The 25,102-nt window shown below is 73.7% G+C and carries 25 protein-coding genes and 1 pseudogene; 6 read left to right on the forward strand and 20 right to left on the reverse strand.

The genetic code is table 11. The features are described 5' to 3' along the window. Positions 1-16 precede the first annotated feature (16 nt). Positions 17-562, forward strand: a complete 546-nt coding sequence (locus ACN27C_RS00070) for a GNAT family N-acetyltransferase (RefSeq protein ID WP_422750101.1) — start codon at positions 17-19, stop codon at positions 560-562. Here ACN27C_RS00070 and ACN27C_RS00075 read toward each other — a convergent pair. Then, positions 467-1,771, reverse strand: coding sequence for a glycosyltransferase family 87 protein (locus ACN27C_RS00075; RefSeq protein ID WP_357899806.1), 1,305 nt, complete (start codon positions 1,769-1,771; stop codon positions 467-469). The two genes, ACN27C_RS00070 and ACN27C_RS00075, sit on opposite strands and share 96 nt — an antisense overlap. A 35-nt stretch (positions 1,772-1,806) precedes the next feature. On the opposite strand from ACN27C_RS00075, the gene ACN27C_RS00080 reads away from it, so the two are divergent. Next, complete coding sequence (locus tag ACN27C_RS00080; protein WP_252453954.1) at positions 1,807-2,400, forward strand: GNAT family N-acetyltransferase; 594 nt, start codon at positions 1,807-1,809, stop codon at positions 2,398-2,400. A 214-nt stretch (positions 2,401-2,614) separates the two neighbouring features. Here the strand turns inward: ACN27C_RS00080 and ACN27C_RS00085 are convergent, their stop codons facing one another. From ACN27C_RS00085 to truB, 7 genes are all read right to left on the reverse strand, one after another. Next, a complete protein-coding gene (locus ACN27C_RS00085; protein ID WP_393155522.1) occupies positions 2,615-3,085 on the reverse strand; it encodes a GNAT family N-acetyltransferase in 471 nt (156 codons plus the stop codon). 66 nt (positions 3,086-3,151) lie between these two features. Beyond that, positions 3,152-3,910 (reverse strand): 4-hydroxy-tetrahydrodipicolinate reductase, encoded by a 759-nt coding sequence (gene dapB / locus ACN27C_RS00090; protein WP_357799377.1) that lies wholly within the window; start codon positions 3,908-3,910, stop codon positions 3,152-3,154. A 54-nt stretch (positions 3,911-3,964) separates the two neighbouring features. Next, on the reverse strand, positions 3,965-5,299 hold the full coding sequence (locus ACN27C_RS00095) for a M16 family metallopeptidase (RefSeq protein ID WP_199733035.1): 1,335 nt from the start codon (positions 5,297-5,299) through the stop codon (positions 3,965-3,967). A gap of 154 nt (positions 5,300-5,453) precedes the next feature. Continuing rightward, on the reverse strand, positions 5,454-7,820 hold the full coding sequence (locus ACN27C_RS00100; protein WP_422750105.1) for a polyribonucleotide nucleotidyltransferase: 2,367 nt from the start codon (positions 7,818-7,820) through the stop codon (positions 5,454-5,456). Between the two features lie 219 nt (positions 7,821-8,039). Further along, positions 8,040-8,309 (reverse strand): 30S ribosomal protein S15, encoded by a 270-nt coding sequence (rpsO, locus tag ACN27C_RS00105; protein ID WP_013284678.1) that lies wholly within the window; start codon positions 8,307-8,309, stop codon positions 8,040-8,042. A gap of 182 nt (positions 8,310-8,491) precedes the next feature. Next, positions 8,492-9,418, reverse strand: a complete 927-nt coding sequence (locus ACN27C_RS00110; RefSeq protein ID WP_018785906.1) for a bifunctional riboflavin kinase/FAD synthetase — start codon at positions 9,416-9,418, stop codon at positions 8,492-8,494. Positions 9,419-9,447: 29 nt separating this feature from the next. After that, complete coding sequence (truB, locus tag ACN27C_RS00115) at positions 9,448-10,332, reverse strand: tRNA pseudouridine(55) synthase TruB (protein ID WP_121683007.1); 885 nt, start codon at positions 10,330-10,332, stop codon at positions 9,448-9,450. A gap of 108 nt (positions 10,333-10,440) precedes the next feature. Between truB and ACN27C_RS00120 the strand changes: the two genes are divergently transcribed. After that, entirely contained in the window at positions 10,441-11,445 is a 1,005-nt protein-coding gene (locus tag ACN27C_RS00120) for a hypothetical protein (protein WP_422750107.1), read from the forward strand. Next, entirely contained in the window at positions 11,439-12,380 is a 942-nt protein-coding gene (locus ACN27C_RS00125; RefSeq protein WP_422750109.1) for a hypothetical protein, read from the forward strand. The genes ACN27C_RS00120 and ACN27C_RS00125 overlap by 7 nt, the downstream gene beginning before the upstream one ends. A gap of 6 nt (positions 12,381-12,386) precedes the next feature. Here the strand turns inward: ACN27C_RS00125 and ACN27C_RS00130 are convergent, their stop codons facing one another. The 12 genes and pseudogenes from ACN27C_RS00130 to rimP form a co-directional block, all read right to left on the reverse strand. Continuing rightward, complete coding sequence (locus ACN27C_RS00130) at positions 12,387-13,709, reverse strand: MATE family efflux transporter (protein ID WP_357899791.1); 1,323 nt, start codon at positions 13,707-13,709, stop codon at positions 12,387-12,389. Between the two features lie 47 nt (positions 13,710-13,756). Continuing rightward, entirely contained in the window at positions 13,757-14,266 is a 510-nt protein-coding gene (locus ACN27C_RS00135) for an adenylate kinase (protein ID WP_357899788.1), read from the reverse strand. Positions 14,267-14,815: 549 nt separating this feature from the next. After that, positions 14,816-15,025 carry a DUF6186 family protein gene (locus ACN27C_RS00140; RefSeq protein WP_030269837.1) on the reverse strand — a complete coding sequence of 70 codons (210 nt, stop codon included), beginning with the start codon at positions 15,023-15,025 and terminating at the stop codon, positions 14,816-14,818. Next, on the reverse strand, positions 15,025-15,432 hold the full coding sequence (locus ACN27C_RS00145) for a hypothetical protein (protein WP_357899785.1): 408 nt from the start codon (positions 15,430-15,432) through the stop codon (positions 15,025-15,027). Before ACN27C_RS00145 ends, ACN27C_RS00140 begins: the two co-directional genes overlap by 1 nt. Positions 15,433-15,575: 143 nt before the next feature. Beyond that, a complete protein-coding gene (locus ACN27C_RS00150) occupies positions 15,576-16,592 on the reverse strand; it encodes a DHH family phosphoesterase (RefSeq protein WP_358170249.1) in 1,017 nt (338 codons plus the stop codon). Continuing rightward, positions 16,589-17,080 carry a 30S ribosome-binding factor RbfA gene (gene rbfA, locus ACN27C_RS00155; protein ID WP_252453939.1) on the reverse strand — a complete coding sequence of 164 codons (492 nt, stop codon included), beginning with the start codon at positions 17,078-17,080 and terminating at the stop codon, positions 16,589-16,591. Before rbfA ends, ACN27C_RS00150 begins: the two co-directional genes overlap by 4 nt. A gap of 181 nt (positions 17,081-17,261) precedes the next feature. After that, the gene (locus tag ACN27C_RS00160) at positions 17,262-17,555 is read right to left on the reverse strand and encodes a DUF503 domain-containing protein (RefSeq protein WP_043325814.1); all 294 of its coding nucleotides are present in this window, start codon (positions 17,553-17,555) and stop codon (positions 17,262-17,264) included. 41 nt (positions 17,556-17,596) lie between these two features. Next, positions 17,597-18,640: a TRM11 family SAM-dependent methyltransferase gene (locus ACN27C_RS00165; RefSeq protein ID WP_422750113.1), complete on the reverse strand. Its 1,044-nt coding sequence runs from the start codon at positions 18,638-18,640 to the stop codon at positions 17,597-17,599. Positions 18,641-18,722: 82 nt separating this feature from the next. Then, entirely contained in the window at positions 18,723-21,734 is a 3,012-nt protein-coding gene (infB, locus tag ACN27C_RS00170) for a translation initiation factor IF-2 (protein ID WP_252453937.1), read from the reverse strand. A gap of 93 nt (positions 21,735-21,827) precedes the next feature. Further along, a pseudogene (locus tag ACN27C_RS00175) lies at positions 21,828-22,164 on the reverse strand (YlxR family protein). 15 nt (positions 22,165-22,179) lie between these two features. Further along, positions 22,180-23,223 carry a transcription termination factor NusA gene (gene nusA, locus ACN27C_RS00180; protein ID WP_120571117.1) on the reverse strand — a complete coding sequence of 348 codons (1,044 nt, stop codon included), beginning with the start codon at positions 23,221-23,223 and terminating at the stop codon, positions 22,180-22,182. Further along, complete coding sequence (gene rimP, locus ACN27C_RS00185) at positions 23,220-23,870, reverse strand: ribosome maturation factor RimP (RefSeq protein ID WP_422750116.1); 651 nt, start codon at positions 23,868-23,870, stop codon at positions 23,220-23,222. The genes nusA and rimP overlap by 4 nt, the downstream gene beginning before the upstream one ends. 264 nt (positions 23,871-24,134) lie before the next feature. On the opposite strand from rimP, the gene ACN27C_RS00190 reads away from it, so the two are divergent. Continuing rightward, the gene (locus tag ACN27C_RS00190) at positions 24,135-24,584 is read left to right on the forward strand and encodes a hypothetical protein (RefSeq protein ID WP_422751700.1); all 450 of its coding nucleotides are present in this window, start codon (positions 24,135-24,137) and stop codon (positions 24,582-24,584) included. Between the two features lie 53 nt (positions 24,585-24,637). Continuing rightward, complete coding sequence (locus ACN27C_RS00195; protein ID WP_302904926.1) at positions 24,638-25,078, forward strand: ferritin-like domain-containing protein; 441 nt, start codon at positions 24,638-24,640, stop codon at positions 25,076-25,078. Positions 25,079-25,102 lie beyond the last annotated feature (24 nt).

A 25,102-nucleotide genomic window follows, 5' to 3' on the forward strand; every position in this document is an offset into this window, starting at 1 on the left:
GGCATAGAACGGACAGGTGCTCACCATTCGCCGGGAGGAACCGGACGACGCCGAGGCGATCGCCCGGGTGCACGTCCACGGCTGGCAGGCCGGTTACGCCGGCATCATGCCCGAGGAGGTGCTGAGCCGGCTGAACCCGCGCGCCTGGGCGCAGCGCCGCCGCGACCTCGGCACCGCCGACCCGGAACACCCGTTCACCACGCTCGTCGCCGAGGACGGCGGCACGATCGTCGGGTTCACCACGTTCGGGCCGTACCGGAACAACCAGGACCGCGACGACCTCGACCCGGCCCACGGCGAGTTGGTGGCGATCTACCTGGAGCCCGCGCACTGGAGCTCGGGCGCCGGCCGGACGCTGCTCGCGGCGGCCCGCGAGGGTCTGGCCGAGCGGGGCTGGACCGCGTACCGGCTCTGGGTGCTCGCCGACAACGCCCGGGCCCGCCGCTTCTACGAGCGGGCCGGGCACCTACCGGACGGTGAGGAGTCCACCTACCCGGTGCCGCTGTCCGGGGGCCGCACCCCGATCCTGCTCCGCGAGCTGCGGTACACCGCCGGAAGCTGACCCGGCCGGAGCGTCCCCGTCGCGACGCTCGCCGCCGGCCGGTGTGAGCCAGCGGCGGATCGGCAGCCCGAGCAGCAACGCCAGGCTGATCCACACGTACGTGTTGCTGCCCAGGAAACCGTCCACGCCGGTGAAGTCCTTCTCCCAGGACCAGACGATCCGGCTGCACAGCAGCGCGTACCCGATCAACGCGGCGGCCAGCAGCAGACGGCGCCGGCGGCTGCGGGCGGGCGCCGCCATGCCGTTGTCGACGAGCAGGATCAGCCCGGGCAGCAGCCAGACCAGGTGGTGCACCCAGGTCACCGGGCTGACCAGGCACATCACGGCGCCGGTGAGGGCCAGGCCGGTGGCCTCGTCGCCGGCGGCCACCGCCGCCCGCGAACGCCACGCCCACACCACGAGCGTCAGGAGTACGAGCACCAGCCAGGCGATCGTGCTCGGGTGCTGCGGGTCGAGCCGGGCCACCACCCCGCGCAGCGACTGGTTGGAGACGAACGCCAGCTCACCGACCCGGTCGGTGTTCCACAGCGCCTCGGTCCAGAACTCCCGGGAGGCGTCGGGGAAGAGACCGGCGGCCACGAGCGTGGCGACCGCGGCCGTGCCGACAGTGGTCAGCGCGGCCCGCCAGCGGCCGGTGACCAGCAGGTAGACGATGAAGATGCCCGGCGTCAGCTTGATCGCGGTGGCCAGGCCGATGCCCACGCCCGCCCAGCGGCTGCGTGCCGGCAGCAGCCACAGCAGGTCCACCGCCACCAGGAACAGCAGCAGCATGTTGACCTGGCCGAAGTTGACCGTCTCGCGCATCGGCTCGTACGCGGCGGCGAGGCAGAGCGCGACCGCGAGCGCGAACCAGCGGGTCCAGCCGGACCGGCGGGCCACCGGGTCCAGCAGCCGCCAGATCACCACGGCGCTCGCCAGCACCGTCGCGGTCACGCTCACCACGATCGCGGCGCTCCACGGCAGGTACGCCATCGGCAGCATCACCAGCGCGGCGAACGGCGGGTAGGTGAAGCCGTACTGCGTGCCGGGGCGCAGGAAGTCGTAGATCTCCCCGCCGTCACGCGCCCAGTACGTCAGCGCGCCGTAGTAGACCTGAAGGTCGAAGAAGCCGTGTCGCACCGCCGCCACGGAGAGGAACACGGTGACCGCCGCGGCGAGCGCCACCACGGCGACGACCTGCGTGATCGTCCGCCCGGCACCCTGCGCCACCGTCACCCTCCTCGCCCTGCGTAGGCTCACGTGCCATGGCTGCAGGCTACGTCCGGCCCGCGCGTCCCGAGGACGCCGGCGAGATCGCACGCATCCAGCTCGCGACCTGGCGGGTCGCGTACCGCCGGATCCTGCCACGGCACGTGCTCGACAACCTCGACGAGGCGTACCTCGCGCGGCGGTGGGGCGCGGCGGTGCAGGAGCCGCCCTCGGGCGCGCACCGGGTGCTGGTCGCCGTCGAACAGGCGGCGCAATCCTATCTGGTGGGGTTCGTCGCCTCCGGTCCGGCCGATGCCGACGCGCTCGCCCCGGAGGAGCCGGCCGAGGCGCTCGGCTCGGACGTCGCGGCGGTCACGGACCTGCTGGTCGAGCCCCGGTGGGGGCGGCGCGGGCACGGCAGCCGGCTGCTCGCCGCGGCCGTCGAGCACTGGCGCGCGGACGGTCTGACCCGGGCGGTGGCGTGGGCGTTCGACGCCGACGCGGCGACCCGGAAGTTCCTCGGCTCGACCGGCTGGGAGCCGGACGGCGCGGCCCGCGCGCTGGACGTGGACGACATGCTGGTCCCCCAGATCCGCCTCCACGTGGCGATCCCGGAGACCGCAGAGGAGATTTCCTCAGCCGACCGATGAGTTCCGGCCCCGCCGCCGGTCCACCCTCTCGTGGGGGTGGGCCGGCGGTCCCGGCACGGGGCAGGACCGCCACCCACCCGCCCTCCCCACCCGCCCTCCACCCCGTCGATCATGAAGTTGACGGCCTTTTCGATCTCCTTAACTGCCGCCAACTTCATGATCGCCGGGCTCAGTTCGCGGGCTTCGCGGTTAGCCGGGGGGGGAGAGAGAGCGGTCAGGCTGGGGGGTGGAGTTCGGCTACCAGTTCGTCGTCCTCCATGGCGCCTGTGGGGTGGAAACCCAGGGACGTGTAGAGGGCGGCGGCGGGTTTGTTGTCGGGGTGGTAGCTCAGGCGGATCGGCTCGCCCGCCTCGGCCAGCCAGTCGGCGAGCGTCCGCACCGTCGCGCGGCCCAGGCCCCGGCCCTGTTCGGCGGCGTCGATCACCATGCCGCCGATCCAGCGCGACCCGTCGTCGTCCACGCCCCACATCACGTGCCCGACGACCGTCTCGTCGGCGTAGACCGCCAGCGAGTTCCAGACGTCCGAGCGTTCGGTGAGAAGCAGGTAGCGGGCGGCCAGCGCGGCCACGAAGGCACGCTGGTCGTCGTGCGGGGCGACGTCCGCCACCGCCCGCCAGTTGTCGTCGTCCACCGGGCGCAGCGTCACCCGGCGGCCGGCGCGGTCGGAATGTCCGGAATCGATCATGAAAGAAGCCTAGGACTGCTCCGCCGACCAGGCAAAACGGTTTCCGCCAGCAGGCCGGAGCACGGGTCAGTCGAGCAGGGCGTCCAGGCCGACGGTGAGACCGGGCCGGCGACCCACCTCCCGGACCGCGAGCAGCACGCCGGGCATGAACGACACCCGGTCGTACGAGTCGTGCCGGATGGTGAGCGTCTCACCGGTGGTGCCGAACAGCACCTCCTGGTGGGCGACCAGGCCGGTGGCGCGTACCGCGTGCACGCGTACCCCGTCGATGTCGGCGCCGCGGGCGCCGGGCACCTCGTCGCGGGTGGCGTCCGGCGCGGGCCCCAGGCCGGCGTCGGCGCGGGCGGCGGCGATCAGCCGGGCGGTGTGGGTGGCGGTGCCGCTCGGCGCGTCGAGCTTGCGCGGGTGGTGCTGCTCGACGATCTCGACCGACTCGAAGTAGCGGGCGGCGCGCGCCGCGAACTGCATCATCAGCACCGCGCCGATGCCGAAGTTGGGGGCGATCACCACGCCCACGCCGGGCCGGTCGGCGAGCCATCCCCGCACCTCGGCGAGCCGCTGCTCGGTGAAGCCGGTGGTGCCGACGACCGCGTGCACGCCGTGCTCGACGCACCAGCGCAGGTTGTCCATGACCGCGTCGGGGGTGGTGAAGTCGACGACCACCCCGGCGCCCGCCTGCGCCACCGCGTCGAGGTCGTCGCCCTGGTCGACGGCCGCGACCAGCTCCAGGTCGGCGGCGGAGTCGACCGCCTTGCAGACCTCCATGCCCATCCGGCCCCGGGCGCCCAGCACACCGACCCGGGCCGCGTTCTGCTGCTCAGTCACGGGCCACAACCTATCCCAGCCCGCGCGGCGCGGTCCGGCGGACCGGGGCGCCGCTCAGCGGCCGACGGTGAAACTGCCCTCGTCGAACGGGCCGACCACGGCCAGCGACATCGGCCGGCCGAGCAGCTCGGCGGCGAGCGCGTTCACGTCCGCGAGCGTCACCGCGTCCACCCGGGCCAGCAGGTCGTCCACCGGCATCAGGTTGCCGTATAGCAGCTCGCCCTTGGCGAGGCGGCTCATCCGCGAACCGGTGTCCTCCAGCCCGAGCACGAACGAGCCCTTGCTCATCCCCTTGCCCCGGGCCAGCTCCGCCTCGGTGATCCCCTCGGTGGCGACCCGCGCCAGCTCCGCGCGGGTCAGGTCCAGCACCTCGTCCACCTTGCCCGGCGCGCAGCCGGCGTAGACGGCGAAGACGCCGCTGTCGGCGTACTGGCTGGCGTAGGAGTAGACCGAGTACGCCAGGCCGCGCTGCTCCCGGATCTCCTGGAACAGCCGGCTGGACATGCCGCCGCCGAGCACGTTGTTCAGCACGCCGAGGGCGAACCGCCGGTCGTCGGTGCGGTCGATCCCCGGGCAGCCGAGGATGACGTGCGCCTGCTCGGTCTCCTTCGGCTCGACCAGCGTGGTGGCCGGCTTGGTGCGTACCGTCGGGGTGGCCCGGCGGTGCGGCGCAGGCGACGCCGGGTCGGTGTCCAGCGGGGTGCCGCGCAGCGCCTGCCGGACCAGCTTGACCACGGCGGCGTGGTCGAGGTTGCCGGCGGCGGCGATCACGATCTGCGGCGCCGTGTAGCGGCGGCGGTAGAAGCCCTGGATCTGCCGCCGGGTCATCGGCGTGACCGTCTCCTCCGTGCCGGAGATGAGCCGGCCCAGCGGGTGGTCGCCGTAGACGGCGCGGGCGAACAGGTCGTGCACCTCGTCGCCGGGCTCGTCGTCGTGCATGGCGATCTCTTCGAGGATGACGCCGCGTTCGGTCTCCACGTCGGCGGCGGCCAGCACCGAGTCGGCGACCAGGTCGCACATGACGTCGATGGCGAGCGGCAGGTCCTCGTCCAGCACCCGCGCGTAGTAGCAGGTGTATTCCTTCGTGGTGAAGGCGTTGGTCTCGCCGCCCACGGCCTCGATCTGGGCCGAGATCTCCAGCGCGCTGCGCTTGTTGGTGCCCTTGAACAGCAGGTGCTCCAGGAAGTGCGCGGCGCCGGCCTGCGAGCCGGTCTCGTCGCGCGAGCCGACCGCCACCCAGATGCCGAACGACACGCTGCGCATCGCCGGGATCGCCTCGGTGAGCACCCGCAGCCCGCTGGGCAGCACGGTACGGCGGACGGTGCCGCCGAGCGGGTCGTCGCTGAGCGTCCGGGTGACCGCGCGGGCCGCCGAACCGGTCGACGCCACCCCCCGTCCCGTCGAGGCGACTGACGAACTCACGAGAACCTGCTCTCCGGATGACGAGGAACGGCGGGACGTACGACGGCTCCAGTTCGCGCAGGCGACCTGGAGCCGTGGGCCGGCCCGGGTGACGCGGACGTCACCCGGGCCGGTCGGTGGATCAGCTGTGCCGGGTCCGGCGGCGCGGACGGGACTCGCCGCCGCCCTCGCCGCCCTCGGGACGGCGCTCGCCACCCTCGGAGCGGCGCTCACGGTCGCCCCGGTCACGCGGGCCGCGGTCGCCGCCGCGGTCCCGGCCGCCCGACGGACGCTCGCCACCGGCGGCCTCACCGGCGGCCGGTGCCTCGGCGCCCTCCGGGCGGATCTTGTCCAGGTAGATCTTGCCGCGGGCGTCGATGTCCGCGATCTCCACCTCGACCTTGTCGCCGACGTTGAGGAAGTCCTCGACCTTCTCGACCCGCTTGCCGTCGCCCACCTTGGAGATGTGCAGCAGGCCGTCGCGGCCCGGCAGCAGCGAGATGAAGGCGCCGAACGCGGCGGTCTTCACCACGGTGCCGAGGAACCGCTCCCCGACCTTGGGCAGCGTCGGGTTGGCGATCCCGTTGATCCGGTCCACAGCGGCCTGGGCCGCCGGCCCGTTGGTCGCGCCGACGTAGATCGTGCCGTCGTCCTCGATGGAGATCTCGGCGCCGGTCTCGTCCTGGATCGCGTTGATGGTCTGGCCCTTCGGGCCGATCACCATGCCGATCTTGTCGACCGGGATCTTGACGGTGGTGACCCGCGGCGCGTAGTCCGACATCTCGGCCGGCGCCTCGATGGCCCGCTGCATCACGTCGAGGATGGTCTGCCGGGCCTCGTGCGCCTGCTGGAGCGCGGCCGCCAGCACGTCCGACGGGATGCCGTCCAGCTTGGTGTCGAGCTGGAGCGCGGTGACGAAGTCACGGGTGCCGGCGACCTTGAAGTCCATGTCGCCGAACGCGTCCTCGGCGCCGAGGATGTCGGTCAGCGTCACGTACTGGGTCTTGCCGTCGACCTCGTCGGAGATGAGGCCCATGGCGATGCCGGCGACCGGCGCCTTCAGCGGCACACCGGCCGAGAGCAGGCCCAGCGTCGAGGCGCAGACCGAACCCATCGAGGTGGAGCCGTTGGAGCCTAGCGCCTCGGAGACCTGCCGGATGGCGTACGGGAACTCCTCGCGCGAGGGCAGCACCGGGATCAGCGCCCGCTCGGCGAGCGCGCCGTGGCCGATCTCGCGCCGCTTCGGCGAGCCCACCCGGCCGGTCTCACCGGTCGAGTACGGCGGGAAGTTGTAGTTGTGCATGTAGCGCTTGCGGTTCTCCGGGGACAGCGTGTCCACCATCTGCTCCATGCGCAGCATGTTCAGCGTGGTGACGCCCAGGATCTGGGTCTCGCCGCGCTCGAACAGCGCCGAGCCGTGCACCCGCGGCAGCACGCCGACCTCGGCGGTCAGCGGACGGATGTCACGCGGGCCGCGGCCGTCGATGCGGACCTGCTCGCGCAGCACCCGGTTGCGGACCTCGGACTTGGTCAGCGAACGGAACGCGGCGGAGAGCTCCTTCTCGCGGCCCTCGAAGCGGCCGGTCAGCTCCTCGGCGACCTTGGCCTTGATCCGGTCCAGGGCCTCCTCGCGGTCGGCCTTGCCGGCGATCTTCAGCGCCTCGGTGACGTCGGCGCGGGCCACGTCGGCCACCGCGTCGTACACGTCGTCGGAGTAGTCCAGGAACACCGGGAACTCGCTGACCGGCTTGGCGGCCACCTCGGCCAGCTCGCTCTGCGCCCGGCACAGCTCGCGGATGGCCGGCTTGGCGGCCTCCAGGCCGCTGGCCACGATCTCCTCGGTCGGCGCGGTCGCGCCACCCGAGATCAGGGTCACCGCGTTCGGGGTGGCCTCGGCCTCGACCATCATGATCGCGACCTCGCCGTCCGCCAGGGTGCGGCCGGCCACGACCATGTCGAAGGTAGCCCGCTCCAGCTCCTCCAGGGTCGGGAAGGCGACCCACTGGCCGTCGACGTTCGCGACCCGGGTCGCGCCGATCGGGCCGGAGAACGGCAGGCCGGAGAGCTTGGTCGACATCGACGCGGCGTTGATCGCCACCACGTCGTACGGGTGCTGCGGGTCGAGCGCCAGGACGGTCTCGACGACCTGGACCTCGTTGCGCAGGCCCTTGACGAACGACGGGCGCAGCGGCCGGTCGATCAGCCGGCAGGTGAGGATCGCGTCCTCGCTGGGCCGGCCCTCGCGGCGGAAGAACGAGCCGGGGATCCGGCCCGCGGCGTACATCCGCTCCTCGACGTCCACCGTCAGCGGGAAGAAGTCGAACGACTCGCGCGGCTGCTTGCCGGCGGTGGTGGCGGAGAGGACGACCGTCTCGCCGAGCTGGGCGACGACGGAGCCGGCGGCCTGGCGGGCCAGGCGGCCGGTGGAGAAGGTGATTTCGCGGGTGCCGAAGGCCCCGTTGTCGATCACCGCGGTGCGGGATTCGGTGCCGAGGTTGGTCTCGGTCATGTGCTGTGGTGCTCCTTCGCGTCGTCGGCCGACGACACGGGAACTGCTCAGGCGGCCGGTCTTCGATCGAAGCGCCCGGGGTGGCCGGCATCGTGCCGGGATTCCCGGGGGCCACTACCGGAGACCGGTGCTGACCGGCTCCCTCTCGGGTGTCGCGCGGCCGGGTTCTTCGGTGGTACTGCAACGGGGGAGCGGCCAGGCGGCCACTCCCCCGTCAGGTCATCGGCGCAGGCCGAGCCGCTCGATGAGCGACCGGTAGCGGTTGATGTCCTTCTTCTGGACGTAGTTGAGCAGCCGGCGGCGCCGGCCGACCAGCAGCAGCAGCCCACGGCGGCTGTGGTGGTCGTGCTTGTGCACCTTCAGGTGCTCGGTGAGCTCAGCGATCCGCTTGGTCAGGACCGCGACCTGCACCTCGGGCGAGCCGGTGTCGCCCTCGGCGGTCGCGTACTCCTGGCGGATCTTGGCCTTGGCTTCCTGGTCGAGCGCCATGTTCTCCCTGTTTCGTGGGTCATTCGATGAGGTCCGGAGCGGTCGTGGTGACCGGTGCAACGGACCGGTTCCTCGCACCCGCGGCGTCGTGCAGGCACGCGAGGCCCCCGTCGGTCAGCCGACGTCTTCGTCAGCCTACCAGCCCCCGGGCCGGACGGCCGGTCAAGGTCGCCCCGCGCGGGTCAGAGCACCGCCCGGCGGGTGCGCTCCACGTCCTCGGCGATCTGGGCCACCAGCGGTTCGATCGCGTCGTATGTCCGCTGCTCACGCAGGTGCGCCACGAAGTCCAGGGCCAGCCGCTCGCCGTACAGGTCGCCGGTGAAGTCCAGCGCGTACGCCTCCACCCGCCGCTCCCGGCCCGAGAACGTCGGGTTGGTGCCGATCGACACCGCCGCCGCCAGCGGTTCGCCGTCGCGGCGCACCAGGCGGGCCGCGTAGACGCCGTCGGCCGGCACCGCCGCGTACCTGTGGGTCAGCAGGTTCGCGGTGGGGTAACCCAGCTCACGTCCGCGCTGGTCGCCGCGGACCACCACGCCCTCGACGCGGTGCGGGCGGCCCAGCGCCGCGGCCGCCGCGCCCACGTCGCCCGCGTCGACGCAGGACCGGATGTACGTGGAGGAGAAGACGGTCCCCGCCTCGGCGACCAGCGGCGCGCCCTCGACGGCGAACCCGAAGGTACGGCCCAGCCGCTCCAGCAGCGGCACGTCACCCGCGGCCCGGTGCCCGAAGCGGAAGTTGTCGCCGACCACCACCAGCGCGGCGTGCAGGTGCGCGACCAGCACGTCGTGCACGAACGCCTCGGGTGGCAGCCGGGAGAACTCGACAGTGAACGGCACCACACAGAGCACGTCCACGCCGAGCGCCTCGATCAGCTCGGCCTTGCGCGCCGGCTCGGTGAGCACCGCCGGGTGCGAGCCGGGGCGCACCACCTCGGCCGGGTGCGGGTCGAACGTCACCACCACCGACTTGACGCCCAGCTCCCGGGCGCGCGCCACGGCGTGGCCGATGGTGGCCTGGTGCCCCCGGTGCACGCCGTCGAAGACGCCGATGGTTACCACCGAGCGTCCCCAGCCGCCGGGCGCCGCCTCGTACCCCCGCCACCGCTGCATGCCGTTCCTCCCCTGTCCGCCCGCGCCGTTCAGGCCGGGGCGAGCACGATCTCCGCGCGGGCCCGACCGTCCCGCTCGCTGACGATAGCGATCAGCCCGCCCGCCGGGTCGAAGACGGCGTACGGCCCGGTGATGCCGGCCGGCGCCAGCGGCCCGCCGTGGGACAGCACCCGGGTCTCGTCGGCGGTGGCGTCCCGGCGCGGGAAGAACCGCGCGGCGGCGGCGTCCAGCGGCAGGTTCACCACGTCCGGCGCGCGCTCCTCGAGCTGGTCGAGCGTGGCCGCCTCGGCCAGCGTGAACCCACCCACAGCGGTCCGGCGCAGCGCGGTGAGGTGACCGCCGACGCCGAGGGCGGCGCCCGCGTCGCGGGCCAGGGCCCGGATGTACGTCCCGGACGAGCAGGTCACGTCCACGTCCACGTCCACCACGTCCGGGACGTCCCGGCGGATCGCCAGCACCTCCAGCCGTGACACGGTGACCCGCCGGGCGGGCAGTTCGACCGCCTCGCCGTCGCGGACCCGCTTGTACGCCCGCTGTCCGTCGATCTTGATGGCGCTGACCGCGCTCGGCACCTGGTCGATCTCGCCGGTGAGGGCGGCCAGCGCGGCGCGTACCCCGTCGTCGGTGACCGCGCCGGCCGGGGTGGTCGCGACCACCTCGCCCTCGGCGTCGTCGGTGACCGTGGACTGTCCCAGCCTGATCGTCGCGGCGTAGCTCTTGCCGGCGCCGATCACGTACGTGAGCAGCCGGGTCGCCCGGCCCACGCCGATCACCAGGACGCCGGTGGCCATCGGGTCGAGCGTGCCGCCGTGGCCGACGCGCCGGGTACGCGCCAGCCGCCGGATGCGGGCCACGACGTCGTGCGACGTCATGCCGCCGGGCTTGTCGACCACGATCAGACCGTCTGTGCTCACGACCGCCAAGCCTGCCAGACGGCGCTGATCGGCCCTGCGGGGGATACCGCCCAGCTTCGGCGGGGTGTCAAGATCGTGCGCCCCCGACCCGTCTGCCCGGGAAGTCCGATGACCGATCACCGCCCCGCCCCCGACCCCTACCCCACCGGCCACTCGCCGGAGGACGAGCTGGGACGGGTACCCGAGTGGCTGCGCCGGCCCGCGCCCGAGGTCGAGCCGGGCCGCGGCGACCGCCTGCGGATCGCGCTCGGCGGGCACTCCGGCAAGCTGCTCGGCGGCGTGGTCGTGCTGGCGCTGCTCGCGTTCTTCGGGCTCGTCGGCGGCCTGGGCTACCAGGGCTTCCAGCGCTGGCGCGAGATCTCGACGGCATACCCGACGACGAGCCCGCCGAGCGGTGAGCAGGCGGTCAGCTCCGCGTCGCCCCCGCCGGCCGCCGGCCCGTTCGACGGCACCCCCGCGGCCGGCTTCCCGGAGGGTACGGCCGGGATCGCGCTGCCCCGGGTCAAGCGGACCGGGCCGTTCACCGAGAAGCAGGTGGCCGACGGTCTGGCCAAGGTACGCAAGGCCCTGGTCACCGCCCGGCTGGACCGCACGTTCTTCACCGAGAAGAGCCCGGATCGGCTGGTGCGCCAGTTCGCCCCGGACACCCGCGCCAGCATCCGGAAGGACTTCACGGCCGGCGGCGCCGCCAACTACGCCACGCGGCTCGGGCCCGGCACCCGGTTGACGAACGACCCGCCCCGCGTGCAGGGGCGGATCTCGTACCGCGCGACCCGGGACGCGTACGACATCCGCGTCCTGGAGATCACCACCAACTTCGTCTGGGTCTACGCCGTCCGGAGCACCCGCGCCCCGTCGGTCCCGGACGTCATCCTGGTGCACGACACGGTGATCTGGGAGGTACCCCTCCCGGCGGACGTCGTCACCGGCTCCCGAGGGCTGTGGATGCGGGACGCGAACTCCTACGTGACGAACGTGGAGTGCGCCGGTCTGAGCAAGGGCCTCCTGGAGCTGGAGATCACGCCGACCTACGGGGACGCCGGCAGCTCCGCGGAACACCCGGACGCCGTGTACGACCTGGACCGCTCGCTGAAGGTCGCGGACCCGTGCTGAGCCCGAGAGGATCCGAGCGGGACGGCTACCCCGACTGGCTGGACCGGTTGGAGCGGGAGATCCGGCCGAGTCTCGCCGTACGCCTGCGGATCTGGTGCCGGCGGCGCGCCCGCCGGCTGACGGCCGCACTCGGCGTGGTGCTGCTGCTGGCCGCCGCGGCCGGTGCCGCCGGTTACGGCTACCGGCAGCTCCGGCAGCCGGCAGCCGCGCCGTCCCCGGCGGTCACCGGCGCTCCGGCGACCGCGGGACCGACTGTCCCGCCGGACGTCTTCGCCGGCACGCCGGCGGCGGACTGGCCGGCGGGGGCGGCCGGGATCGTGCTGCCACCGGCCCGGCCGACCGGCGGCTTCACCGGCGCCGAGGTGTCCGCCGGGCTGGCGCGGGTCCGCGCCGCCATGCTGACCGCCCGCCTGGACCGCGCGTTCATGACCGGCGGCAGCCCGGCCCCGCTGCTGCGTCACGTCGCGCCGGCTGCCCGGGAGTCGGTGCGGAAGGACTGGTCCACCGAGACGATCGCCACGTACGCGACCCGGCTGGCCCCGGACGCCCGGCTCACCCCGGACCAGCCGCGGACGAAGGGCCGGTTCACCTACCGCGCCGTCCGGCAGGCCGACGGCGTACGGATGCTGGAGGTGACCAGCAACTTCGTCTGGGTCTACGGGTTCCGCGACCTCGCCTCCCGATCCGGTCACTCGGTGGTGGTGCTGCACGACGAGATCGTCTGGCGGCTGCCGCACGCCGGCGACGTGGCCCGGGCGGACCGGGGGCTCTGGTTGCACCGGATGTCGAGCTACGGGTCGGGCGTGGACTGCGACGCCGTGAAGCTCGGGCTGATCCGCCCCGGCGGCCTGGACCCGGCCGGCATCGGCTCCCCCGAGGACCCCGACGCGCTGTACGACCCGGAGCACCCGATCGAGCTGCCGGTCTCCTGCTGACCGGCGTCAGCGGACCGCGCCGACCACCGCCCACGCGCCCGAGCGCATCCGCAGCAGCAGGCCGACCAGCCGCAGCACCACGAACAGCGTCAGCCCGGCCCAGATCCCGCCCAGCCCGAGGTCGAACCCGTAGGCCAGCCAGATCGCCGGCAGGAACCCGCCGAACGCACACACGATCGTGAGGTTGCGCAGGTAGCGCACGTCGCCCGCGCCGATCAGCACCCCGTCGAGCGCGAACACCACGCCGCCGATCGGCTGGAGCGCGACGAACCAGGGCCAGGCCGTCATCGCCTGCTCGCGTACCTGCGGATCGGAGCTGAACCACGACGGCACCACGCCGGCGCCGGCGGCGATCAGCACCGCGAAGGCCACGCCGCACAGGCCGCCGAGCAGCGCGACGCGGCGGGCCAGGAACCGCGCGCCGGCCGCGTCGCCGGCGCCGAGCGCGGCGCCGACCAGTGACTGCGCGGCGATGGCCAGCGCGTCGAGCACCAGCACCGTGAAGAACCACAGCTGTACGGCGATCTGGTGCGCGCCGACCGCGGCGGCGCCGAAGCGGGCCGCGACGGCTGTGGCGGACAGGAAGCTGGCCTGGAACGCGACGCCCCGCACGAGCAGGTCCCGGCTGAGCACGAGCTGCTGCCCGATCACCCGGGGCCGGGGCCGCAGCGAGACCCGCTCGCGCACGAGCGCCGCCGCGAACAGCACCCCGGAGAGCGTCTGCGCGATCGCGTTCGCCACCGCGGAGCCGACCAGGCCGAGCCCGGCCGGATAGACCAGCAGCGGGCAGAGCACCGCGGAGAGCAGGTTCGGGCCGAGCACGAACAGCAGCGGGCGCCGGGTGTCCTGGATGCCGCGCAGCCAGCCGTTGCCGGCGGCGGCGAGCAGCAGGCCGGGCGCGCCGAGCGCCGCGATCCGCAGCCATCCGGCGGCGGCGTCGGCCACCTCGCCGGGGCCGCCGACGAGGGTACGCGCCAGTGCGCCGCCGCCGATGCCGATGGCGACCGCCACCAGCACTCCGGTGGCGAGCGCGAGCCACGACGCCTGGACGCCCTCGGCCACCGCCGCGGCCCGGTCCCCCGCCCCGAACCGGCGGGCCGAGCGGCCCGTGGTGCCGTACGCGACGACGGTGCCGACCCAGGCGGTGAGCGTCATGACGGTGCCGCCGACGGCCAGCGCGGCCAGCGGCACCCGCCCGAGGTGACCGACCACCGCGGTGTCGACCAGGACGTAGAGCGGCTCGGCGGCCAGCACCACGAGGGCGGGCAGCGCGAGCGCGGCGATCCGCCGCGGCGAGGCGGTGACGGCGGGGGCGGCAGTGGTGCTCATCGCCGCCGATCCTGGCACGCGCCCAGTAAGGTCCGCAAGGCGGGGGACTACTTACTAACGTCGGCCAGGAACCGGACCGTGTCACGGTGCCCGCGAAGGCGGCGCACCGGCAGCCCGGGGGCGTGCTCGGACAGCGCGGCCAGCACCCGGGGCCGGGAGTCGCGGGGGTAACGCCAGACGTAGGGCAGGAAGTCGAGATCGAGCCGCTCCGGGCAGCCCTCGGGCCGGTCGGGGCGGGCCGCGGCGCGATGTGCCCACCGGCGGCGGACGATCCGGACCAGGCAGCGCAGCCGGGAGGTGTCGCAGAGCACCAGCAGGTCGGCGCGGGGCAGCCGCAGGTCGAGCGTGCTCGCGTAGTTGCCGTCCATCACCCAGGCCGGGCGGGCGGCGAGCGCGGCCACCTCGGCGCGGAAGTCGGCCGGGGCGGAGGCGGTCCAGCCGGGGCGCCAGTAGTGCCGGTCGAGGTGGATCAGGGGAAGGTCGAGTCGCCGGGCCAGTTCACCGGCGAGCGTGCTCTTGCCGGCGCCGGAGCTGCCGACCACGAGGATGCGTCTCACCGGGCGACGGTAACGGCGCGCGGGGCGGCGATGCGTCCCGAGCGGCGGTGACGTCGGCGTCGGGCCGGGGTGTGGACCGCGGGCCCGGCCGGCGTCACCGCCGGACGGCGTACGTCACTGACGGGTGTCCATCGAGGTCTGCAGCGCGCGGCGCATCTGCTCGCGCGCCTCGTCGGTGGTGGTCTCGGTCTGCGGCTTGCGCTTGCTGGGCATCTGAGGTCCTTCCAGGGTGCGGACCGCCGGGACGTGGCGGTCCTACGGGCGCCCGGCGCTCCGGCTCGGCGCGACGACGGGTCGCGCCGCGACCGGGAGTCGTCGGCGGCTGAGCGCCCGGCAGCGGTCCGGGATCACCGGAGCGGCTCGCCTGGCAGCGGGAGCCCGGGTCGGTCTGACCCTGGAGGGAGGCGAGGCCGGGTGCGGCACCACCGCCCGTGACCAGCGCCGCGAAGCGCCGGTCCCGCACCCAAATTAACGTTCACTTTCCAGATACTGCCCACTGTTCCCGAAATGCGGACAGATCAATGTCGTCGCCCGGCCCGGCGAGAGCGGTCAACGGGCCAGGAAGTGCCAACCCAGCCACCACCAGAAACCGAACAGCCCGATCCGGCCCACCGGCACCGGGCCCACCTCGTACCGCATCACGAACGCGCAGACGTCGGCCAGCGACGGGATCCGCGACCCCTCCCGGCGCGCGGCCCACTCGACGACGGCGAACAGCACGATCGAAACCAGGAAACCGCCGATCGCCAGTGCCCGCATCATCGGCGCACCAGTCCCCAGAACGCGGACAGCCACGCGAACCAGGCCGCCGAGCGGATCAGGTTGTCCTCCAGCAGCGGATCGGCCAGCCGGGAGAAGGTGGGGAAGTCGTCACCCGCCGCCATCACGAACGTCGCCCCCTCGAAGACCCCGAAGACGGTCACCGGGACCAGCCACCAGAGCGCGACCGACGACAGCCGGCGCGGCGCCGGACGCCGGGGCACCCGGTTGCTCAGGCCGACCCAGATCAACCCCCCGCCGGTGGTGAGGATGTAGAGGTTCGCGGCGGTCGAGAAGGACGGCATCTGGCCGCCGACCAGAGAGAGGCAGATCAGCACCGGCACGGAGACGACCGGCCGGTCCCAGGCCCGGGGCGCCTCGACGGTGAGCTCACGGGGATGATCCATCACCCGATTGTCCCCAGCGTCACGGACGGCGGAAAGGCTGGCACGCCTCGTAATCCCCGGAAAAGCCGCCGATCAGCTCACACTTCAGATCGCCGCCGCACCTCGGCGCGGCAGAAATATCAGGGCAATCCCAGCCCTAAGGGCTAGAGCGTGCCGGTGGCCAGCTCGGCGCGGATCCGCCCGACCACCTCGTCGAGCGCTCCCCGGCCGGTGAAGCCGGCGGCGAACCGGTGCCCCCCGCCGCCGAGCGTCACCGCCACCCGGCTCACGTCGACAGCGCCCTTGCTGCGCAGCGACACCGCCCACTCGGCCTCGCCGGCCTGCTTGACCACACAGCTCACGTCCGCCTCGGCGGTGCAGCGCACCGAGTCGATCAGCGCCTCCAGCACGTACGCGGGCTGGTCGTGGCGGACCAGGTCGTCGCGGGTCGCGTACGTCCAGACGAGGCCGTGCCCGGCGGCGGCCGCCGGTTCCAGCGTGGCCCGGCCCAGCACCTCGCCGAACAGGCGGACGGCGCCGAACGGGCGGGTGTCGAAGATCCGCCGGGAGATGTCACCGGGCCGGATGCCGGTGGCGACCAGACGCGCCGCCATCTCGTGCACGGCCGGTGTGGTCGCCTCGAAGCGGAACGAGCCGGTGTCGGTGGTCAGCGCGACGTACAGCCCGGTCGCGATATCCGCGTCCAGCGTCACGCCGAGCCGGTCCAGCAGTTCCAGCGCGACCACGGAGGTGGCGGCGGCGTGCGGGTCGACCAGGCTGATCCGGCCGAACCCGCTGTTCGAGGCGTGGTGGTCGAGCACGAGCGACATGCCCGCCGTGTCCAGCCGGTCCGCCAGGTCGCCCAGCCGGGACTCGCTCGCCGCGTCGAAGCAGATCACCAGGTCCGGCGCCGGGTACGCGTCGTCCTGCGGCACCAGCAGGTCCACCCCGGGCATCCATCGGAACGGCTCGGGCACCTCCGGCGGGCCGGGGAAGGTGGCCTGGAGATCGCGTACGCCGAGCCGGCGCAGGCCCAGCGCGAAGCCGAGCATGCTGCCCAGCGCGTCCCCGTCCGGGTTCACGTGGCAGATCAGCAGCACCCGCGCGTCGGCGGGGAGATCGCGTACCGCCGCGACGGCGGCCGCCCACGCGGTCTCGGTGGGCCCGGCCGCCTCGGTCACCGGCGCTCGCCGGCGCGCGGCTCGTCGTCGTCCTCGTCCTCCGCGGAGGCTTCCTCGGCGTCCTCGTCGTCCTCCTCGACCCGGTACGGCTGGGCGTCGCCCGCGTACGAGGACTTGGCGGCCAGCCGCTGCACCTCGGCGTCGGCGGTACGCGCGGCGGCGAGCAGGTCGTCGATGTGCTTGACCTGGTCCTGCACGTCGTCGAGGACGAAGGTCAGCGTCGGCGAGTGCCGCAGCCCGAGCGCCTTGCCGACGGTGCTGCGCAGCATGCCCTTGGCGCTCTCCAGCGCGGCTGCGGTGCTCGCCTGGGCCGCCGCGTCACCGAGCACCGTGTAGAAGACGGTGGCGTCGCGCAGGTCGGCCGTGATCCGGGCGTCGGTGATCGTGATCATGCCGAGCCGGGGGTCCTTGATCTGGCTGCGCACCAACGACGCGACGAGTTCCCGGATGCGCTCCGCGTGCCTGCGCACCTTGGCCGGATCCGACATGTCCCCCACCTCCGGGATCACCTGTACCAATGACGGCACCGGACCACCAGGCGATCCGGGCCGTCGGCCGGAGACGGCGGGCGCGTGGGCGCCGCCGGGTCCGACCGCCCAACGCTGAAGAACACTACCCGCGCCCGGCCGGGCGTCGCGCGGCACGGCCGGAGTGCCGCGCGACGCGCCGTCAGTCGTCCTCGCCGTGCAGTCGACGGCGGACCGACAGCAGCTCGGTCTCCGGGCGGGCGGCGACCAGCCGCTCGCAGGAGTCGAGCACCTCGCGGACGTGGGCCGGCTCGGCGGCCACCACAGCCACCCCGATCTCGGCCCGGCCGTGCAGGTCCAGCGCCCCCACCTCGGCGGCGGAGACCTCGAACTTGCGCAGCGCGGCGACGATCGGCCGGACGTAGGACCGCTTGGCCTTCAGGGACCGGGAGTCACCCGGGAGCAACAGGTCGAACAGCGCGGTTCCGGTATACACGGCGAGCAACGGTACGCCGGGCGGCGCACCCCGGCACGCGATTAAGGCGCGACCGCCACCAGCACGTCCCGCTCGATCGCCTGGTCGACCCGGTGGGCGAAGTCACCGAAGCCGGGGCCGCCGAGCACCCGCAGACCGGCGTCGGCCAGCACCGCCTCCGCCTGCGCCCGCGGCGCCACGTGGGTGTTCCAGGACAGCCCGAGCGCGCCGCCCGGACGCAGCAGCTCCCGCCACACCGGCACGGCGGCGGTGAGCAGCTCCAACGGGCTGCGGGACAACCCCTGGCCGGTACGGCTGCCGTGCGCCACCCCGTACGGCGCGTCGGTGACGATCACGTCCGCGCAGCGGGCGCGCAGCGCCTCGCGGGCCCGGGTGGTGTCGGTGTTCAGCACGGTGACGCGCTGGGTGGCCCCGGCCCGGTGCTCGTCCCGCGACGGCGCCAGCACCGCCTCGAAGCGGCGGGCCACCAGCTTGCGGTCCCGGCGCACCGACGTCGACTCGGCGGTGTGCTTGAGCCGCTTGCGGCGCAGCCAGGTGCGCAGGAACGCCGCGTACGCCTCCACGTCCTGACTGTCACGCTCGATGCCGATGCCGTCGTAGCCGTACATCAGCGCCTGGTTGAGGGTGGTGCCCCGGCCGCAGAGCGGATCCAGCACCACCACCGGCCCGTCCAGCATCCGCGGCGCGGCGGCGGAGGCGAGCACCGTGACGTTGAGCAGCAGCCGGGTGAACTGCTCGTTGGTCTTGCCGGCGTACTTGGGAATGGTGATCAGGTCGGAGTCGTACCGGGCCAGCGGACGCAGCGGCACCGGGCGGAGCAGGTCGTCGCCGACGCGCTCGAACAGCGCGTACGCGGCCGACAGGTTCGCCAGGTAGGCCAGGTCCCGCTCGCCCAGCCCGGGTTCGACGGCGGTGAACGTCAGGTACTCCACGCCACCGATCCCGGTCACCTCCGCGCCGGCCGGTACGACGTCGAGCACGCCGGAACCGGCGAACACCGCCAGTTCGGCGCGCGCCAGCCGGGCCGCCGCGTCGGCGTAGACGCGGTTGGCCGAGGGCGCGAGGAGCAGTGCGTACCGGATCACGCCGGAGATTGTCGCAGCCTGCGGAAACGGCGACGGCCGGGACCCGAAGGTCCCGGCCGCCGACCGGTCGTACGCGTGGTTCTCAGGCGCGCGGCTTCTCGCGCATCTCGAACGTCTCGATGACGTCGCCGACCTGGACGTTGTTGTAGCCGCCCAGCGTCAGACCACACTCGAAGCCCTCGCGGACCTCGGTCGCGTCGTCCTTGAACCGCTTCAAGGAGCTGATCGTGAGGTTGTCCGCCACGACCGCCCCGTCCCGCAGCAGCCGCGCCTTGGCGTTGCGGCGGATGAGGCCGGACCGGACGATACAGCCGGAGATGTTGCCGATCTTGGACGAGCGGAAGACGTCGCGGATCTCCGCGGTGCCCAGCTCGACCTCCTCGTACTCCGGCTTGAGCAGACCCTTGAGCGCGGCGTCGATCTCCTCGATGGCCTGGTAGATGACGGTGTAGTACCGGATCTCCACGCCCTCGCGGTCGGCCATCTCGCGGACCTTGTTCGAGGCCCGCACGTTGAAGCCGATGATCGTGACCGCCTCGGACGAGGCGCTCGCGAGCATGACGTCGCTCTCGGTGATCGCGCCCACGCCCCGGTGGATGATCCGAAGCTGGACCTCCTCGGGGATGTCGAGGTTGAACAGCGCGTCCTCGAGCGCCTCCACGGAACCGGAGACGTCGCCCTTGAGCACCAGGTTGAGCGAGGTCTTCTCGCCCTCCTTGAGCTGCTCCATGAGCGTCTCGAGAGTGGCCCGGCCACGGGAGTTGGCGAACGACGCCGCCCGCCTCCGCGCCTGCCGCTGCTCGGCGATCTGCCGCACGGTGCGGTCGTCCTCGGCGGCCAGGAAGGTGTCACCCGCACCCGGCACCGTGGTCAGACCCAGCACCATGACCGGACGCGCCGGGCCGGCCGAATCGACCGGCTTGCCGTTCTCGTCCAGCATGGCCCGGACCCGGCCGTGCGCCCCACCGGCGACGATCGAGTCACCGGCACGCAGGGTGCCCTTCTGCACCAGCACGGTCGCCACCGCGCCACGGCCCTTGTCCAGGTGCGCCTCGATCGCGACACCCTGCGCCGGCCCGTCGATCGGAGCGGTCAGCTCCAGCGACGCGTCGGCGGTCAGCAGCACGGCCTCGAGCAGTTCCTCGATGCCGATGCCGGGCTTGGCCGCCACGTTGACGAACATGGTGTCGCCGCCGTACTCCTCGGCGACCAGGCCGTACTCGGTCAGCTGCTGGCGGACCTTGTCCGGGTTCGCCTCGGGCTTGTCGACCTTGTTGACCGCGACCACGATCGGCACGTCCGCCGCCTTGGCGTGGTTGAGCGCCTCGATGGTCTGCGGCATGACGCCGTCGTCGGCCGCGACCACCAGGATCACGATGTCCGTGACCTGGGCACCACGGGCACGCATGGCGGTGAACGCCTCGTGACCCGGGGTGTCGATGAACGTCACCGCGCGGTCCTCGCCCTCGTGCGGGACGTGGACCTGGTAGGCGCCGATGTGCTGGGTGATGCCACCCGCCTCGCCGGCCACCACGTTCGCCTTGCGGATCGCGTCGAGCAGCTTGGTCTTACCGTGGTCGACGTGACCCATGACGGTCACCACCGGCGCACGGCTGACCAGGCGGTCCGCCGCGACCTCGGCGTCGAGGTCGATGTTGAACTGCGCGAGCAGCTCGCGGTCCTCGTCCTCCGGGCTGACGATCTGCACGTCGAAGCCGAGGTGCTCACCCAGCAGCTGCAGGGTCTCGTCGGAGCACGACTGGGTCGCCGTCACCATCTCGCCCAGGTTGAACATCTCCTGGACCAGCGAACCCGGGTTGGCGTTGATCTTGTCGGCGAAGTCCGACAGCGAGGCGCCACGGGACAACCGGACGACCTGACCCTGACCGCGGGGCGCGCCCGAGGACATGGTCGGGGCCGACAGGTTGTCGAACTCCTGTCTGCGCTGCTTCTTGGACTTGCGACCGCGGGTCGGCCGGCCGCCCGGACGCCCGAAGGCACCCGCCGCGCCGCCGCCACGGCCACGGCCGCCGCCACCGGGACGGCCACCGCCGCCGACCGGACCACCCGGACGGAAACCACCGCCGGGAGCACCGCCACCGCCGCCGGGACCGCCGCGGTAGCCACCGCCACCGCCGCCACCGCCGCCGGGACCGCCGCGGTAGCCACCGCCACCGCCGCCACCGCCGCCGGGTCCACCGCGGTAGCCACCGCCACCGCCGCCGGGACGACCGGCGCCGCCGCCGGGTCCACCACGACCGCCACCGGGGCCGCCGGGGCGGCCGGTGGTCGGGCGCTGGCTCGGCATCGAGGCCGGGCTCGGCCGCGGCGGCATCGACGCCGGGCTGGGCCGCGGCGGCATGCCGGCCGGGCTGGGACGGGGACCGCCCGCACCGGCGGCCGGGGGCCGCTGCTGCTGGCCGCCCTGGATACCGAACGGGTTGTTACCGGCGCCGCGCGCCGGCGGACGACCGCCGGGCCGGGCACCGGGGCCCTGACCCTGACCCGGACCGCCGGGACGACCGGCGGCCGGGGAACCCGGACGCGGCGGCATGGCGTTCGGGCCGGGACGCGGGCCGGGACGGGGACCGCCCTCGGCCGGAGGCTCCCGGCGTACGGTCTCGCGCTGCTGCTGGCGGGCGGCCTGGGCGGCCTTGACCGCGGCCTCCTGCTCAGCCTTGAGCGCGGCGGCACGCGCTTCGGCGGCCGCCACTTCGATGTCGTGCGCGCTCGCCGGCTTGGCGACCGGGGTCGCCGGCTGCGGCGGGCCAGGGACCGGGCCCTTGGGCTTCGGTCCAGGGGCCGGCGCGGCCGGGCGCCGGGGCGGCATCGGCTTGGCCGAGACCCGGGGGGCGCCCGGGGTCGGGGTGGGCGTCGGGGTCGGTGCCGGGCCACTGGGCGCGGCAGCCGGCGGGCCGGCGGGCGCCGACGAACCGGCTACGAACGCGCTACGCAGCCGCCGGGCGACGGGCGCCTCGACGGTGCTGGACGCGGACTTCACGAACTCGCCCATTTCCTTGAGCTTGGCGAGAACGGTCTTGCTTTCGACCCCGAGCTCCTTGGCAAGCTCGTGTACGCGGGCCTTTCCTGCCACTGCACTCCTCACTCCGAGGTCGTGCGGGCAGCACCCGCAGCGACCTCACTCCTGCACTTGAAGCCTGGTCATTTCAGGGACTTCATCGTGTGCTCATGTCGGTCGTCCTACCTTGCTAGCGGCCCTCGACCGGTCGGGCTTGACCGGTCGTCGGGGGTTGCGCGTCGACGTGCTCCGCAAGCGCACCGTGGTCGGGAACCCCGGTGAGGCGCAGTGCCCGCCCGAAGGCGCGACGCCGCACCGCCTGCGCGAAGCAGGCCGGATCAGGGTGCATGTTCGCTCCCCGACCCGGCAGTCTGCGGGCCGGATCGGGCCGGAGACTGGTGTGACCAGCCTCGTCACCGATCGCGACGACCCGCAACAACTCGCTGGCCGGCGCTCGTTTCCGGCAGCCCACACAGGTGCGCTCCGGAATCGCGCGTCGTGCCACTGAGTAAGTCTACCCCTAGCCGCCGGAGATCGCGCCGCCCGGCTCCGGTACGTGATCAGCTCCGCCCCGGCTCTGCGGGGCCGCGGTCTCCGCGTCGGACCGGATGTCGATGCGCCAACCGGTCAGGCGGGCCGCGAGGCGGGCGTTCTGCCCTTCCCGGCCGATCGCGAGCGAGAGCTGGAAGTCCGGGACGGTCACCCGGGCGGTACGGGTGGCCAGGTCGACCACCTCGACCCGCAGCGCCTTGGCCGGCGACAACGCGTTGCCGACGAACGTCGCCGGGTCGTCCGACCAGTCGATGATGTCGATCTTTTCGCCGTGCAGTTCGCTCATCACGGCGCGGACCCGCTGGCCCATCGGGCCGATGCAGGCGCCCTTGGCGTTGACGCCGGAGGTGGTCGAGCGCACGGCGATCTTCGTACGGTGACCTGCCTCACGTGCGATCGCGCCGATCTCCACGGTGCCGTCGGCGATCTCCGGCACCTCCAGCGCGAACAGCTTCTTCACCAGCGCGGGGTGCGACCGGGACAGCGTGATCTGCGGGCCGCGCATGCCCTTGGCGACGTGCACGACCACGCAGCGGATCCGCTCGCCGTGCTCGTACCGCTCGCCGGGAACCTGCTCGGACTGCGGCAGGACACCCTCCAGCTTGCCCAGGTCGACGCTGACGATGCCCTTCTCGCGGCGGGTCTCGTGCGCCTGCACCACGCCGGTGACCAGGTCACCGTCGCGGCCGACGTACTCGCCGAAGTGCACCTCGTCGGTGGCCTCCCGCAGCCGCTGGAGGATCACCTGCTTGGCGGTCATGGCGGCGATCCGCCCGAAGTCGTGCGGAGTGTCGTCCCACTCCCGGGTCACCGTGCCGTCGGCGTCCAGTTCCTGCGCGTAGACCGAGGCGGCCCCGCTCTTGCGGTCGATCTCCACCCGGGCGTGCGGCTCGGCGCCGTCGGTGTGCCGGTAGGCGGTCAGCAGCGCGGTCTCGATCGCCGCGAGGATCGTGTCGAACGGGATCTCCCGCTCGCGCTCCAGGGCGCGCAGCGCCGCGAGGTCGATGTTCACCTCTCCTCGTCCTCCAGATCTTCGTCGTCGTCGGTGTCGTCACCGAAGTCCTCGTCGGCCAGGTCGTCCAGGCGGTTGAACTCCACCTGGACCCGGCCGGGCCCGAGTTCGGCGTACGGGTGTTCGGCGGGGCCGGCGTCGGTCTCCAGCACCACGCGTTCGTCGTCGGCGGCCGTGATCCGGCCGGTGAGCTGGCGGTCCCCCGCGTCACCGCGGACGGTGACCTTGACCAGCCGCCCGGCGTTGCGCCGCCAGTGCCGGGGCAGGGTGAGCGGCCGGTCCACGCCGGGCGAGCTGACCTCCAGCTGGTACTCGCCGGCCACGATGTCGCCGCCGGCCTCCTCGGCCGCGTCCAGCGCCGCCGAGACCGCGCGGGAGACGTCCGCCACGGCGTCCAGGTTGATCCCGCCGTCGGCGTCCACGATCACCCGGACCACGTGCCGCCGGCCGGCGCGGGAGACGGAGAGGTCCTCCAGGTCGTAACCGGCCGCCGTGACGACCGGTTCGATCACCTCGCGCAGCCGGTTACGGCGGGCGGCGAGATCGCCGCGAGGTGCGCCGCTCCGGTCCGTGCCGCGGGGCCCGTCGGCCCGGCGGGACCGCCCGGCGGGCCCCGTCGACCGGGTGGCACGGCCACGCTGCGTCATTGCGCGCACCTCTCCTGCTGTTGCCACGACCTGCGAGCCGTGTTGTCCTCGGCCGGGTGCGGGCGATCGGCCCGCCATACCGGCGCGCCACCGGGGCGTCCGCGCCCGGTGGTTGCGCAGAGCGTAACGCTTGTGGCCGCCGACGGACCCGGCGGCGCACCGAGACCCTGCCCCACGAGGCGGCGCGGATGGTGTTGACTCTGTCAGGTGGGGATCGGCAGAACACCATCCGACCAGGTCAGAGCGGGGCATTCCCGGCGCTGGCTGCTGCGCGCCGGCGGGCTCGTGGCGCTCGGCGGCGCCACCGCGCCGCTGACCGGTTGTGATCTTTTCGACCGCGACAAGGAGCCACCGGAGCCGGACGCGCTGGAACCGCTGGCCGCCGAGGCGCTCGCGCTGGAGGCCCGCTACCGGGCCGCCGCCACCGCCGCGCCGACGCTGGCCGAACGGCTCACCCCGATCGCCGACGCGCACCGGGCGCACGCCGAGGAGCTACGCCGCGTGATCGGCCGTCCGGCGCCGTCCGGTGCCCCGGTGGCCGCCGGCTCGGCCAGCGCGCCCGCGCCCGACGCCGTGCTCACTGAGCTGCGCCGGGCCGAGCAGGAGGGCCGGACGAACGCGGCCCGGGCGTGCGCCGAGGCCCCGGCCGAGCGGGCCGCACTGCTCGGTTCCATCGCCGCCGCGCGGGCCACTCACGTGGAGGCCCTGAAGTGAACGAACGCACCGAGCGGAGCGAGGGCCGTGAGGGCACGCCCGGCAGGCACAGCATGAACCCGACGACCGGTCCGGCCTCAGCCCTCGCCGACGCGCTCGCCGCCGAGTACGCGGCCGTCTGGGCGTACGGGGTGATCGGCGTGCACCTGACCGAGGCGGCGCGTACGGCGGCCCGTGCCGCCGAGGCGGCCCACCGGTCCCGCCGCGACGCGCTGCTGCTCCAGCTCGCCGAGGGCTCCGGGCAGGTGCCCGCCGACCGGGCCGGGTACGCGCTGCCCTACCCGGTGACGGACCGGGCGAGCGCGCTGCGCCTGGCGGTGGAGATCGAGGAGCGGACGGCCGGGCACTGGCGGGCCGCGCTGCCGCACACCACCGGCGCGGACCGGAACACCGCGCTCGCCGCGCTCACCGACTGCGCGTTGCGCGCCACCCGCTGGCGGCGTACGGCGGGGGTGACGCCGGTCACCGTTCCGTTCCCGGGCCGCCCGGCCTGAGCGCGACGCCGGTCACCCGGCGGA

The sequence above is a fragment of the Micromonospora sp. WMMD1219 genome, from assembly GCF_049315215.1.
GTDB classification, from domain to species: Bacteria; Actinomycetota; Actinomycetes; order Mycobacteriales; family Micromonosporaceae; genus Micromonospora; species Micromonospora tulbaghiae.